Origin of the sequence: Neisseria sicca (genome assembly GCF_014054945.1) — a bacterium.
Lineage (GTDB): Bacteria > Pseudomonadota > Gammaproteobacteria > Burkholderiales > Neisseriaceae > Neisseria > Neisseria sicca.
In genome coordinates, this window is record NZ_CP059566.1 from 810,129 (window position 1) to 823,244 (window position 13,116).

General features: G+C 52.8%; 10 protein-coding genes and 1 CRISPR repeat array. Of the genes, 7 read left to right on the plus strand and 3 right to left on the minus strand.

What is annotated here, in order from left to right; genetic code table 11:
- Positions 1 to 173 precede the first annotated feature (173 nt).
- The 6 genes from H3L95_RS03970 to H3L95_RS03995 all read left to right on the plus strand — a co-directional run bounded on the left by H3L95_RS03970 (position 174) and on the right by H3L95_RS03995 (position 7,070).
- Positions 174 to 1,388 carry a uracil-xanthine permease family protein gene (locus H3L95_RS03970; protein ID WP_003759194.1) on the plus strand — a complete coding sequence of 405 codons (1,215 nt, stop codon included), beginning with the start codon at positions 174 to 176 and terminating at the stop codon, positions 1,386 to 1,388.
- A 343-nt stretch (positions 1,389 to 1,731) separates the two neighbouring features.
- Entirely contained in the window at positions 1,732 to 2,307 is a 576-nt protein-coding gene (locus tag H3L95_RS03975) for a hypothetical protein (RefSeq protein ID WP_003759193.1), read from the plus strand.
- Between the two features lie 324 nt (positions 2,308 to 2,631).
- Complete coding sequence (locus H3L95_RS03980; protein WP_003759191.1) at positions 2,632 to 3,576, plus strand: DnaJ C-terminal domain-containing protein; 945 nt, start codon at positions 2,632 to 2,634, stop codon at positions 3,574 to 3,576.
- A gap of 11 nt (positions 3,577 to 3,587) precedes the next feature.
- Positions 3,588 to 3,881 carry a chaperone modulator CbpM gene (locus H3L95_RS03985; protein WP_003759190.1) on the plus strand — a complete coding sequence of 98 codons (294 nt, stop codon included), beginning with the start codon at positions 3,588 to 3,590 and terminating at the stop codon, positions 3,879 to 3,881.
- Between the two features lie 68 nt (positions 3,882 to 3,949).
- Entirely contained in the window at positions 3,950 to 5,707 is a 1,758-nt protein-coding gene (recD, locus tag H3L95_RS03990; protein WP_003759187.1) for an exodeoxyribonuclease V subunit alpha, read from the plus strand.
- 244 nt (positions 5,708 to 5,951) lie between these two features.
- Complete coding sequence (locus tag H3L95_RS03995; protein WP_003759185.1) at positions 5,952 to 7,070, plus strand: hypothetical protein; 1,119 nt, start codon at positions 5,952 to 5,954, stop codon at positions 7,068 to 7,070.
- 68 nt (positions 7,071 to 7,138) lie between these two features.
- On the opposite strand, the gene H3L95_RS04000 is transcribed toward H3L95_RS03995, so the two are convergent.
- The 3 genes from H3L95_RS04000 to cysT form a co-directional block, all read right to left on the minus strand.
- Positions 7,139 to 8,212 (minus strand): sulfate/molybdate ABC transporter ATP-binding protein, encoded by a 1,074-nt coding sequence (locus H3L95_RS04000; RefSeq protein ID WP_003759183.1) that lies wholly within the window; start codon positions 8,210 to 8,212, stop codon positions 7,139 to 7,141.
- Positions 8,209 to 9,069, minus strand: coding sequence for a sulfate ABC transporter permease subunit CysW (gene cysW / locus H3L95_RS04005; RefSeq protein WP_003743550.1), 861 nt, complete (start codon positions 9,067 to 9,069; stop codon positions 8,209 to 8,211). The genes H3L95_RS04000 and cysW overlap by 4 nt, the downstream gene beginning before the upstream one ends.
- Before the next feature lie 268 nt (positions 9,070 to 9,337).
- Entirely contained in the window at positions 9,338 to 10,174 is an 837-nt protein-coding gene (gene cysT, locus H3L95_RS04010; protein ID WP_003759178.1) for a sulfate ABC transporter permease subunit CysT, read from the minus strand.
- Between the two features lie 175 nt (positions 10,175 to 10,349).
- Here cysT and rep point away from each other — a divergent pair, with 175 nt between their 5' ends.
- Positions 10,350 to 12,350 (plus strand): DNA helicase Rep, encoded by a 2,001-nt coding sequence (rep, locus tag H3L95_RS04015; protein WP_003759174.1) that lies wholly within the window; start codon positions 10,350 to 10,352, stop codon positions 12,348 to 12,350.
- A gap of 328 nt (positions 12,351 to 12,678) precedes the next feature.
- Positions 12,679 to 13,005: direct repeats of the CRISPR family, unit length 37 nt; unit sequence CGTCGGAAGACTTGCCCCACGAATCGGGGATTAAGAC.
- The last annotated feature ends 111 nt before the right edge of the window (positions 13,006 to 13,116 follow it).

A 13,116-nucleotide genomic window follows, 5' to 3' on the forward strand; every position in this document is an offset into this window, starting at 1 on the left:
TATTGTTTTCGTTTGGGTAATTCAGATGAAGATTTGGCAGGTTAGGAGTAGGGCAGTTCAGTTTTGTTTTCAGGGGCTTGGTATATTTAATGGGTTGTTTGTAAATTAATGTTCATTTATGGGGTGAAACTGTATAATTCCCGCCGTTTGAATTGATTTGACGAGGCTTTTTGATGAACCAGCTTAAATTAGCGGTTTCCGGCGCGCAGATTTTGTTTGTGGCGTTCGGAGCGATGGTGCTTGTTCCGCTTTTGACCAAACTGAATCCTTCCTTGGCACTTTTAGGGGCGGGCATCGGTACGCTGCTCTTTCAAATAGTCACCAAGCGTAAAGTGCCGATTTTCCTCGGCTCTTCTTTTGCCTTTATCGCGCCGATTATCTACTCCCTTAAAACATGGGGCCTGCCTTCGACCATGTTCGGGCTGTTTGCGGCGGGTTTTATGTATTTCGTGTTTGCCGGATTGATCAGATGGCGCGGGCTGGCTACGGTCAACCGGCTGCTGCCGCCTGTGGTTATCGGGCCTGTGATTATGGTCATCGGCTTGTCTGTCGCTGCAGCCGCAAGTGAAATGGCAATGGGCAAATCCAGCGGAAAGCAAGTAATAGACTATGCGGATGCGCTGATTTTGTCGGGCTTTACGTTTGCCGTTACGGTGGTTGTATCGGTTTTCGGCAGCCGTATGATGAAACTGGTTCCGATTTTAATCGGCGTGGCTGCAGGCTATATTTTGGCTTTGGTGATGGGCTTGGTGGATACTGCCACCATCGCGGCTGCGCCGTGGTTTGCCGTACCACATTTTGAAACACCGCAAGTCAACTGGCAGGCAGCGCTGTTTATGCTGCCCGTCGCCATCGCGCCCGCCATCGAACACATCGGCGGCATCATGGCCATCGGCAATGTAACGGGCAACAACTACACCAAAGACCCGGGTTTGGATAAAACGCTGGCTGGCGACGGATTGGGCGTATGCGTGGCAGGTTTGATCGGTGGTCCACCGGTAACGACTTATGGCGAGGTAACGGGCGCGGTGATGATTACGAAAAACAGCAATCCGGTCATTATGACTTGGGCGGCAATTTTCGCTATCGCCATGGCGTTTTTCGGCAAATTCAATGCTTTCCTCGCTTCCATCCCTCTGCCCGTAATGGGCGGTATCATGCTGCTTTTGTTCGGCACGATTGCTTCTTTGGGCATTAAAACGCTGGTAGATGCAAAAGTGGATTTGATGCAGCCGAAAAATCTGGTGATTGTTAGCTCGGTTCTGACGGTTGGCGTCGGCGGCATGGCGGTTCATGTCGGTACGTTGAGTTTTGCCGGCGTCGGTTTGTGCGCCATTTTGGCAATCGTATTGAACTTCTTGCTACCGGATCCGAAGACGGAAAGTTGATTTGGCATTGCCGCCGATAAGGTAAAAAGGTCGTCTGAAATGGGGAATGCCTTGATTTCAGACGACCTTTTTTAGCAAAAAGATTTGATGTTGGAAAAAATAATATAGTGGATTAACTTTAAACCAGTACGGCGTTGCCTCGCCTTAGCTCAAAGAGAACGATTCTCTAAGGTGCTGAAGCACCAAGTGAATCGGTTCCGTACTATCTGTACTGTCTGCGGCTTCGTCGCCTTGTCCTGATTTAAAGTTAATCCACTATAATAGGTCGTCTAAAACGATATTCTTGCCATATAGATATATTGATATGTTAATATCCTATTTTTATTAAACAGGAATAGTAACCATGTTGCACAAAATCGGGATCATGAGCGCGTTGATTTTAGGTCTTGCCATGCCGGCCGCTGCCGAATGTTTGATTGAAAAAGACAGTATCGCAGGAATTAAATTAGGGCAGAACTTAAAGCAGGTAAAACATAAATTCCCGAAGGCGAAAATGGAGAGAGAAAGCGATCCCGAAGGTGTGGCGTATGTTGCCATTACACTGTCTAAAGACGTCATGGTTATCACCCATCAAGATGGAGACGACGATCCTGATGCTCCTATAAAACTCCATAAAAAAATTGATTCTTTGGAGACCTACTCTCCCGCCTGTCACACGGCTTCGGGGGTACACCCGGGCATGAAGATCAAAGATGCAGAAGCCAAGCTGGGCAAAGTCAAAAAAATCATAATGTCGGAAATCGAAGCGCGTGAATACGCAATATTTACCCGCCACCCGAAACATTTCGAATTTAGAATGGAAATGGGAACAGGAATTTATCCGGGTAAAGGTGAAGCGCCGAATCAAACTCGGCGTTACCGTAAAGGGAGCAGTATTTTAGAAATTTCTGTATCTAAATACGGAGGTTTTGATAACTGAAGAGCAGGGCATTAGGCAAAAAGCTTAAAAAACCGACTACGGAATAGAAACGCTCCTGTATGTTCCAGCTGGCTTTTAAAATCCCTGAAAACTGTCCAAACGGCTATGGGATTTGAACAACCGCCGCCTTGTCACTGTTGCCGATTGATTTCACTATATAATGCAGGTCGTCTGAAAACCGGATTTCCGTTTTCAGACGACCTTTTTGATGCTTACCTGCCTTAACCGTTTATTTGTGCGCCTAGAGTATTGAATCTATGCCTTCCGCCCTTATAAATAGCAAATACGGCATAATGATTAACATGATAAAGACGGAAGAACGATATGGCAGAAAAAACCTATTACGAAATTCTCGGCGTGGACAAAACCGCCGACGCCGACACCATTAAAAAGGCCTACCGCAAACTGGTACGCAAATACCATCCCGACGTCAGCAAAGAACCTGACGCCGCCGAGCGCACCGCCGAAATCAACACAGCCTACGAAACCTTATCCGACCGTGAAAAGCGTGCCGAATACGACGAATTGCTGGCCAACCCCTACGGCCGCAGTGCAGGCGGCAATCCGTTCGGCGGCGCGCAATCCGGCGGTTTTCACTACGAATACCGCGGAGGCGAACCTTTCGGTGCGGGCGATTTCAATTTTGAAGATTTGTTTGCCGGCTTCGGCCGCAGTCAGAGACAGGCGCACGCAAGGCCGGACGGTCCGATTAAAGGCGAAGACCAGCACGCCGAACTGAGTATCGATATTTACGCCGCTTATGTCGGCGCGGAGCGCTCATTAAGCCTGAACGTACCGACCGTGGACGAATACGGCCGCGTCGGTTATCAGACCAAAACCTTAAACGTCAAAATTCCCAAAGGCATTACCGAAGGCCAGCAAATCCGTTTGGCGGGACAGGGCCTGCCCGGCTACAACGGCGGCGCAAACGGCGATTTGTATCTGAAAATCAAGTTCCACGACAAACCCGATTTATACGTCAAAAACAAAAAAGACGTATACCAGACCATAGACGTCAAGCCTTGGGAGGCCGTATTGGGCGGCAAAATCATTGTTCCCACCGCAGCCGGACGCTTGCAGGTCAACCTGCCCGCCAACAGCCAAAACGGTAAAAGCATACGCCTGAAAGGCAAAGGCATTCCGGCCAAAGAAGCGGGCGATTTGTACCTCAACATCTGCATCAGCGTTCCCAAGGCCGAAAGCGAAGCCGACCACGCCGCATGGGCGCAGCTTGCCGCCCACTTTGACGGCAAAAGCGCATCAAATTGAAAGGACAAACCATGACGCAACACACCGACATTACCCTGACTTTCGAAGAAATCCTCGCTGCCAGCCGCTGCCGCCGCGATTGGCTGCTGGAGCTGATAGATGAAGAAATCATCAGCGTAAACGGCAGGCCGGAACAAACTTTGTACAGCGGCTTCCAACTCGCCCGTATCCGCCGCGCCCAGCGCTTGAGCCGAGACTTTGATGCCGGCATTCCCGCGCTCGGCCTGATTATGCGCCTGCTGGACGAAGTGGAAGAATTGCGCAAGGCGCAGCAACCCTTATCCCTGCTGGATGAAGGCAAATAGCGGTCAATAAAAGAAGGCCGTCTGAAAAACAGTTTTCAGACGACCTTTTTTCAATACGGGAAACGAAAATGGCTGAGAATACCGCCGATAATTTGAACCTTGCCGCCGCTCAAGCGGCCGGGCATTTGCTGGAGCGTTGCGTACCGGAGCATGCTGCGGTGCTGACGCCGTATGTGTTGCGGCTGTTTGCGGCTTTGCAGAACGGGCATTCGTTTGTTTGGCTGGATGAGGGCGAGGCGGAGGAATTGGCGGGATTGGCGCCGTCAGTCGGGCAGGGCGCGTCGCCGTTGGTGTTGCAGGGCAGAAAGCTGTTTTTGGGGCGGATGTGGCAGCTTGAGCATGATTTGGCGGCTGAAATCAAGCGTTTGGCAGAAGCGGAAGTCGAGCCTGTGGATTGGATGAGCGCGTCGCAAAACTTGTCCGGTTGGTTTGCCGACAAAGGCAGCGCAGGGCAGCGGGATGCGGCGGGGCTTGCCCTGCTTCAAGCGTTTATGCTGATTACGGGCGGGCCGGGTACGGGCAAGACGACGACTGTGGCGAAACTTTTGGGGCTGATTTGCACCAACTCTGCTACGCGCCTGCCGCGTATCGCGCTTGCCGCGCCGACGGGCAAGGCGGCGGCGCATATGGCGCGCGCGCTGCATCGGGCGGTGGACGGTTTCGAGATGCCGGAGGCGGTACGCAATCATTTGTCCGTACTGGAAGGGCAGACGGTCCACCGCCTTTTGAAACTGCGCCCGCCGCAAATGCTGCCTGCGTTTGACGGCAACCGTCCGCTGCCTTTGGATGTGTTGGTGGTGGATGAGGCTTCGATGTTGGATGTTTCCCTGCTGCTTCACTTGCTGCGTGCGATTCCGTCGGGCTGCCGCGTGATTTTTTTGGGCGACGAGTTCCAACTGCCCTCGGTCGGCGTCGGCGCGGTATTGGCGGCGTTGTCGAGACGGACGGTTTTGAATAAAGAGACGGCGGAGCAACTGAGTATTTATCTGCCGGAACACGGTTTCCCCGTGGAGGAAAATCCGCCGGCTTTGTCGCAAAACGTCGCGCAACTGAAGATCAGCCACCGTTTCGGTGCAGACAGCGGCATCGGTTGCTTGGCTAGGGCGGTTGTATCGGGCAAGAGCGGGGAAGGTTGGGCGCAGTTTGCCTTGTTCCCCAACGAGCTGGAAATCCGCGAAGGTCGTCTGAAACAGCAGGCGGAGCTGCTTTACCGAAAACACGAAAAATACTGGCAGGCAGTCGATAAAAACGATGTGGCGCTGGCGTTCGGACACGCGGCGGATGTGGTCGTTTTGGCGGCATGGCGGCAGGACGCGGAGGCGTTCAACGAAGAGTATTGCCGTTATCTGCAACGCAAACATCGGGCAGGCGCGGATACGCCGTGGTTCGCGGGACAAATCATCATGATTGCGCGCAACGACTATACGCTGGAAGTGTTCAACGGCGACATCGGGCTGATTATGCCCGACGCGGAATCGGCGAACGGCTTGGCGGCGTATTTCCCGAATGCGGACGGTTTCAAAAAAATCGCCATCAGCCGCCTGCCGCAGTTTGACTCCGCGTTCGCCATGACTGTGCATAAAAGCCAGGGTTCGGAATATCGGGAAGTCTGGCTGTTGCCGCCGTCGGGGAAAATAGAGCAGGGCGGGGATGACGCGCTGTCGGGCTTGAACAATGCGCTGCTCTACACCGCCATCACCCGCGCGCGGGAACGCTTCGTCTTTTGGGGAAATGAAGAACAATGGCGGCTGGCGGTGGAGACCCGCAAAACCCGCCGCACGGCATTGGGCGAAATCTTGGACGCGATGTTCGTGCCGAAAGCTTGAATCAAACCCTAAAGGTCGTCTGAAAACGGAACGGATGCTGCCGAGAGTTTTCAGACGACCTTTCTCTATTGATATGCGTCAAAATCAGTTTGGAAATAAGCATAATACTCTAAATCTTCTTGACGGTTTGTGCCGTCTTTCATAGGATTACAGCCGTTCGATTACAAAAATTAGTAAATTTCTAACAAATATTGATTAGGAATTTTTGTTAAAAATACCTTTTACCCTTCAATCGGAGATTGGCATGAACATCCAAAAAAACTTTGCCGTTGTATGCGCTGCCTTGGCGGTATTACCCACCGCATTTGCAGAAACCGCTAGCGTAGAGCGCGATGCCGCCGCATTGGCAACGACGAGCGATTACGTCAATTCGGGCAGCGTCATCCGCAAAGACGAAGATAAAATCAGCATTTTCAACGACTTGCTAACCGTAAACGGAACATTCCGCGTCCGTGCCGACACCAAAGACATCAATGCCAACAACAGCAGCACCAATCCCACGCCCGACGCTTCCAATACCAATTTCAACGCCGAATTCTGGTTGCGCGCCAAACTTTATAAAGACTGGAAACTGGTGACCCAAATCGAACCCAACATCGACTTGAAAACCGGCAAATTCAACGGCGACCACGATGTTCCCGTGAACAAACTCTATGCCGAAGGCTCGATTACCGAAGGTGTCAAAGCCCGCGTCGGTAAATTCGGCGCATTCTCCTCCTACGGACGCGTCTGGGATACCGAAGTAACCGGCGGCGAAATCTTCTTTGACAACAAAACCCTGCCCACCAAAATTTACGCTGGCCGCCGTACCGGCAGCCTCAACGACAACGTATGGGGCATAGGCGGCCGCCGCAAACACTTCGCCGCCATTCAAAGCAGCCTGCCGATTAATGAAAACATCAACGTCGGCGCAACCGTCAGCTACATGAAAGACATAGACGTGCGTGGCGCGAAGAAAAACGCCGTCTTCGGCGAAATCGGCGCAGATATCAAATTCAACGACGATTGGCGTTGGATGGCGGCAGTCAGCAAGTCCAACATCAAAGCCTATAACGACGCAGGACAAAAAATCAAAAACGACGGCGTGTTCACCGAAGTCCGCTACAAACTCGCCGACTGGAAAGTCCGCAATTCCTACGACGTCTTCCTGAATTACCGCCGCGTCGGCGCGCTTTCGGGCGTATCTTCCGTACAAGACTACAGCAAAAACGTACAAGGCGTACAAGTCGGTGCGACCTACGTTCCTTGGAAAAACTGGAAAGTGTCAGGCTTTTACTTGGCGGGTAAACAAGTTACCCCGACTGCCGGCTCAAGCAGACAAGACGTCAACGTCTTGCGCGGTCAGGTGGAATACAAATTCTAAGCCGTTCGGATAAAGCCAAAGGTCGTCTGAAAACCTGTTTTCAGACGACCTTTGGCTTTTCTCCTTCATCAAATCGAATATTCAATCAACTCGTTCTGCGAGAACACATAAACCTGTTTCGGCACCAATGCCAATTCCCGCCCTGCGGACAAATCCAGCCGAGAAGCGTCGCTGCCTGCCAGCGTGATATGCACGTCCTGTTTGCCGTGTTTCACCAAAACGTGCGTCAGTGCGCCGACGGCGTGGATTTTTTCGATTTCGGCGCGGATCATCGGGGTTTCGTGTTCGGCGGCGAGCTGCCATTCGTGCGGGCGGATGTAGCCGGTGGCGGTTTGTTCCTGCCATTTGTATTGCGCGTCCAATTTCCACGCGAAGCCGTTGTAATGCCAAATGCCTTTTTCGATGCGTCCTTCAAATGCGTCGGTTTCGCCGAGAAATTCGGTAACGAAGGCGTTTTCGGGTTTGCGGTAAATGGCTTCGGCGCTGCCGGTTTGTTCGATTTTGCCGTGGTTCATGACGACGATTTCGTCGGAAACTTCGAGGGCTTCTTCTTGGTCGTGCGTGACCAGAATGCTGGTTACGCCTAGGTTGTGATGGATGTCGCGCAGCCAGGTACGCAATTCTTTGCGTACTTTGGCATCCAGCGCGCCGAAGGGTTCGTCTAGAAGCAGGAGTTTGGGTTCGACGGCGAGGGCGCGGGCGAGTGCGATGCGTTGGCGTTGGCCGCCGGAGAGCTGGTGCGGATAGGATTTGGCGAGGTGGGAGAGCTGCACGAGTTTGAGCAATTCTTCGACTTTGGTGCGGATTTGTTCTTTGGACGGGCGTTCGGACTTGGGCAATACGGTCAAACCGAAGGCGACGTTGTCAAACACGTTCATGTGGCGGAAGAGGGCGTAGTGTTGGAACACGAAACCGACTTTGCGCTCGCGCACATGCTTGGCGGTTACGTCTTGCCCGTCAAAGAGAATATTGCCGCCGTCGGCGTTTTCCAGTCCGGCGATGATGCGCAGGAGCGTGGTTTTGCCGCAGCCGGAAGGGCCGAGCAGGGAAACGAGTTTGCCGGTGGGGACGTTGAGGTTGATGTTTTTCAGCGCGTGGAACGCTCCGAAGTGTTTGTTTAAGTTTTGGATGGTGATGCTCATGCTGCGTTCCTTTCGGCGGCGGCGAGTTTTTTGTCTTGTAATTTTGTGATGATGTTCTGCACCGCCAGCGTCGCCAGTGCTAAAAGTGCCAATACGCCGGAGAGGGCGAATGCGCCGGTGAAGTTGTATTCGTTGTAGAAGATTTCGACCAAAAGCGGGATGGTGTTGGTTTCGCCGCGTATGTGTCCCGATACTACGCTGACCGCACCGAATTCGCCCATCGCGCGGGCGTTGGTGAGGATGATGCCGTAGAGCAGCGCCCATTTGATGTTGGGCAGGGTAACGCGCCAAAACATCTGCCAGCCGCTGGCGCCGAGTATCAGCGCGGCCTGTTCTTCGCTGTCGCCCTGCGCCTGCATCAGTGGGATGATTTCGCGCGCGACAAAGGGGAAGGTAACGAACAGTGTCGCCAGAATAATGCCGGGGATGGCGAAGATAATCTGTATGCCTTGCGCTTCCAGCCAGCCGCCCAATGCCGTGTGCGCGCCGAACAATAAGACGAACATTAAACCGGCCACCACGGGTGATACGGAAAACGGCAAATCGAGCAGGGTGGTCAGCAACTGCTTGCCGCGGAAGTCGAAACGGGTCAGCAGCCACGCCATCGCCACGCCCAATACGGCATTGACGGGAACGACCACCGCGGCGGTAATCAGGGTGAGCTTAATCGCCGCCCACGCTTCGGGATCGGTAAGGGATTGCAGGTACAAATCCCAACCGCCTTTCAGCGCTTCGTAAAACACGGCGACAAGCGGTACGACCAGCATCAGCAGCAGGAACCCGAGCGCAACGGCGGTCAGCAGCACGCGCAGCCAGCGCGGTTCGGTCAGGTTCGGGTTGGCGGAATAGGGTTTCATGGCGGTGGTGTTCTCTGGTTGGTTTTAAGATGTTTGGAGGTCGTCTGAAAAACTGTTTTTGTGGGTCGGATTCGTTTTCAGACGACCTTTTATTGATTAAGGGAATAAAAAACGTCTAGCTGCCGTCATTCCCGCGCAGGCGGGAATCCATCGGTAAAGTTCAGCTGCCTTATTTATTTTTGGTTTTTCTGTTGCCGTGCGGTGGATTCCCGCCTGCGCGGGAATCCACCGCACGGCAACAGCGTAGTTCAGGTTTTCAGACGACCCCTCAACCCTTCGCTCCCGAACGCCTGCTCAACGCCCACTGCATCACGTTCAGCGCAAACAGAATCACAAACGAAACCAGCAGCATAAATAACGCCACCGCCGACGCGCCCTGTACGTCGAACTGTTCCAGCTTGCCCGTAATAATCAGCGGCAGGATTTCGGAAACCATCGGAATGTTGCCCGCGATGAAAATCACCGAGCCGTATTCCCCCGTTGCCCGCGCGAACATCATGCCCGCGCCGGTTAAGAGCGCCGGCGTGATTTCCGGCAGCAGCACGCGGCGGAACGTCGTGAAGCGGTTTGCCCCCAAAGTTGCCGCCGCTTCCTCATATTCGCCCGACAATTCCTCCAATACCGGCTGCACGGCGCGGACGATAAAAGGCAGGCTGACAACAACCAGCGCAATCCAAATGCCGACGGGCGTAAACGCAATTTTGATGCCCAAAGGCTCAAAAAAACGGCCTATCCAACCGTTGGGCGCATACAGGGTCGCCAACGCGATGCCCGTAACCGCCGTCGGCAGCGCAAACGGCAAATCGACCAGCGCGTTCACCAGCCCCTTGAGCGGAAATTCATAGCGCACCAACACCCACGCCACCAGCGTGCCGAACACGACATTGGTCAGCATCGCATAAAACGACATCCGCAAACTCAGCCACACTGCCGCCAACACGTTCGGCTCGGCAATCGTGTTCCAAAAGCCGCCCCAGCCGATTTCCGCCGCCTTCGCCGCCATCATCGCAAACGGCAAAACCACCAGAAGCGACAGGCACAATACGGTCAGGCCGAGGCTGATTTTGAAGCCGGGCAGTACGCTGGGCGTTTTGAGCAGTAACATAATCGGGATTTTGAATGATTGAAAGCAGGTGTTACTTTACTGAGGCCGTCTGAAAAAAGGAAAGAATGGTTTGTTTGTTGCAAAGATGATTTTGTTATATATGCCGGATTGCCGTTTGGGGCTTTCAGACGACCTGTTATAATCTGCGCCTCTTTTTGGTTCGTCTGCATTCCCCATGAAACTCAACCCCCAACAGCAAGCCGCCGTCAAATACCTCGGCGGGCCTCTGCTCGTGCTTGCCGGCGCCGGCAGCGGCAAAACCGGCGTGATTACGCAAAAAATCAAGCATTTGATTGTCAACGTCGGTTATCTGCCGCATACCGTCGCCGCGATTACCTTTACCAATAAAGCCGCCACGGAAATGCAGGAGCGCGTCGCCAAAATGCTGCCCAAGTCGCAAACGCGCGGGCTGACGATTTGCACGTTCCACTCTTTGGGTATGAAGATTTTGCGCGAAGAGGCGAACCATATCGGTTACAAAAAAAACTTCTCCATCCTTGATTCCACCGACAGCGCGAAAATCATCGGCGAACTTTTGGGCGGCACAGGAAAAGAAGCCTTATTCAAAGCGCAGCATCAAATTTCCCTGTGGAAAAACGATTTGAAAACGCCCGAAGACATGCTTCAGACGACCTCCAACGCTTGGGAAGAACAAATCGCGCGCGTGTATGCGAGCTATCAGGAAACCTTGCAAAGCTATCAGGCGGTGGACTTCGACGACTTAATCCGCCTGCCCGCCGTGCTGTTGCAGCAAAACAGCGAAGTACGCAACAAATGGCAGCGGCGGCTGCGTTATCTGTTGGTTGACGAATGTCAGGACACCAACACCTGCCAATTCACCCTGATGAAACTCTTGACCGGCGCGGAAGGCATGTTTACCGCCGTCGGCGACGACGACCAGTCCATCTACGCCTGGCGCGGCGCAAACATGGAAAACCTGCGCAAAATGCAGGAAGACTATCCGCAGATGAAAGTCATCAAATTGGAGCAAAACTACCGTTCCACCGCGCGGATTCTCAAAATCGCCAACAAAGTGATTGAAAACAACCCCAAGCTGTTCACCAAAAAACTTTGGTCGCAGTTCGGCGAAGGCGAAATCGTCAAAGTCGTTGCCTGCCAAAACGAGCAACACGAAGCCGACTGGGTCGTCAGCCAAATCGTCAAGCAGAAGCTGGTCGGCGGCGACAAAACCCAATACGCCGATTTCGCCGTGTTATACCGCGGCAACCATCAGGCGCGGATTTTTGAAGAAGCCTTGCGCAGCGCGCGCGTTCCCTACCAACTCTCCGGCGGGCAGAGTTTTTTTGACAAAGCCGAAATTAAAGACGTTTTGTCCTATTTGCGCCTGCTTGCCAACCCCAACGACGATCCCGCCTTCCTGCGCGCCGTCACCACGCCCAAACGCGGCATCGGCGATGTAACGCTGGGTAAACTAAACACCTACGCGCACGAACACGAATGCAGCCTGTATGAAGCCGCGCAAAACGAAGAAGCACTCGCCCTGTTGAACAATACCAACCGCCAACACCTGCAAGCCTTTATGGATATGTTCGGCAGCTACCGCGCCAAAGCCGAAACCAGCGAAGCGGGCGAACTCATCAACAGCCTGCTCAAAGAAATCGACTACGAAAACCACCTGCTTGCCAGCGAAGAAGGCAAAGCCGGCGAAATCAAATGGCGCAACGTCAGCGACCTGACCGGCTGGCTAGAGCGCAAAGGCGAGCAAGACGGCAAAAACATCATCGAACTCGCCCAAACCGTTGCCCTAATGACGCTCTTGGAAGGCAAAAGCGAAGAAGAAGTCGATGCCGTCAAACTCTCGACCCTGCACGCCTCCAAAGGCTTGGAATACCCCTACGTCTTCCTTGTCGGCTGCGAAGAGGGCATCCTGCCGCACAACGACAGTATCGAAGAAGACAACGTCGAAGAAGAACGCCGCCTGATGTACGTCGGCATCACCCGCGCCAAACGCCAGCTTACGCTGACCCACTGCGTCAAACGCAAAAAACAAGGCACATGGCAGTTCCCCGAACCCAGCCGCTTCATAGACGAAATGCCGCAGGAAGACATCAAGATTTTAGGGCGCAAAGGCGGCGAGCCGATTGTGAGCAAGGAAGAGGGCAGAAGCCATCTGGCGGGGATGCTGGATATGTTGGCGGCGAAAGGGAAAGGCTGAAACGAGAGATGGACCAGCAAAAGGTCGTCTGAAATAGGTTGCACATGGTACTCTTCTTTAATTTGAAGTGTTCCGGATTCCTCCTGTCAGCCTGAAAGGACAACAAATCTGTGTCAGCCTCAATAATTCAAAAGCAGCGTTGTCGAATGTAAAATACATGGCTATAATCCGCATTACAAGTTTTCCGACGGATAGCGAAAAGTCTGTCTTTCGGCTGCTCTTTTCAGTTAAGATTTTATTAAATAATGTCTTTGTTGGTTAAGGAAAAATACTAACCTTTCTTAACTGTATAGAAGATTGAAAATAATGAAATTTTTTGACCGAGTGCAGTCGGAAGACTTGCCCCACTAATCGGGGATTAAGACAAAACCTCAAGCCACAGATTAGCAGCATTGAACAGTCGGAAGACTTGCCCCACTAATCGGGGATTAAGACCAACCCATTCTGTTTTAAATAGTTTTACTCTTGGAATGTATCGTCGGAAGACTTGCCCCACGAATCGGGGATTAAGACTCCAGCCAAATTTGCAGGAAGACAAAAGACTTTGCGTCGGAAGACTTGCCCCACGAATCGGGGATTAAGACAGGATCCACACACGGGCATCAGGGACAGTATTGAGGTCGGAAGACTTGCCCCACTAATCGGGGATTAAGACTATTTCTGATTTCAATATCCCACGCATCATCTAAGTCGGAAGACTTACCCCACTAGTCGGGGATAAAACTCAAACGGCCTTGATGATTCATCCCATCAAGGCCGTTTTTGC